Source organism: Polaromonas sp. P1_E3, from assembly GCF_056405935.1.
This window is the reverse complement of the sequence record NZ_JBFUBD010000746.1, coordinates 1-806: the sequence shown is the minus strand read 5'-3', so window position 1 is coordinate 806 and position 806 is coordinate 1. Positions and strand designations below refer to the sequence as shown.

The 806-nt window shown below is 59.5% G+C and carries 1 protein-coding gene; it reads right to left on the bottom strand.

Features of this window, described 5'->3' with window-relative positions:
* Nucleotides 1-806 (bottom strand): formyl-CoA transferase (locus tag AC1D0Z_RS23240; RefSeq protein ID WP_477660484.1); only part of this gene is annotated, 806 nt, incomplete at both ends.

Genomic DNA, 806 nt, shown 5'->3' with positions numbered 1-806 from the left:
GCGTTGGGGTCGGTCTCCCAGCCCTTGCATTTCAAAATCCAGCCGGGTTGCCCGCCGCCGCCGGCATTGGCACCGCGCGGCACCACGCCGTCCTTGAAAGCTTCCATTTCATGCGGGTATTGCGGATATTCTTCCAGGTAACCAAGGTTGTCCAGACGCAGCTGGTCGCGCATTTTGACGCGGCACAGGTTGAGCACGCTGTCTTGCATGGACACGGCGACTTTCTGGCCCTTGCCAGTTTTCTGGCGGCCGATGTAGGCCGTCAAAATACCGATGGCCAGGTGCATGCCGGTATTGCTGTCGCCCAAGGCGGCAGACGAAATGGTGGGACCTGAGTTCTCGCCCTTCCAGTAGCCGGTGGTGGACGCTGCGCCGCCTGCGCACTGGGCCACGTTTTYGTAAACCTTCAGGTCTTCGTAGTGGTGGCCGTCAGAGAAACCCTTGACGGATGCCAGAATCATTTTTGGGTTGAGTGACTGGATGTGTTCCCAGGTGAATCCCATGCGGTCCAGTGCGCCGGGACCAAAATTCTCGACCATCACGTCGGATTCCTTGATGAGCCTCTCCAGCACTTCCTTGCCTTCGGGCTTTTTTGTATCAAGCGTCAAGCCGCGCTTGTTGCTGTTGAGCATGGTGAAGTACAGCGCGTCAGCGCCCTCGATGTCACGCAGCTGGCTTCGGGTGACGTCGCCAGAGCCAGGACGCTCGACCTTGATCACGTCAGCGCCGAACCAGGCCAGCATCTGAGTGCAGGCGGGGCCGGCCTGCACGTGCGTGAAGTCGATGATTTTGATGCCTGCGAGTGG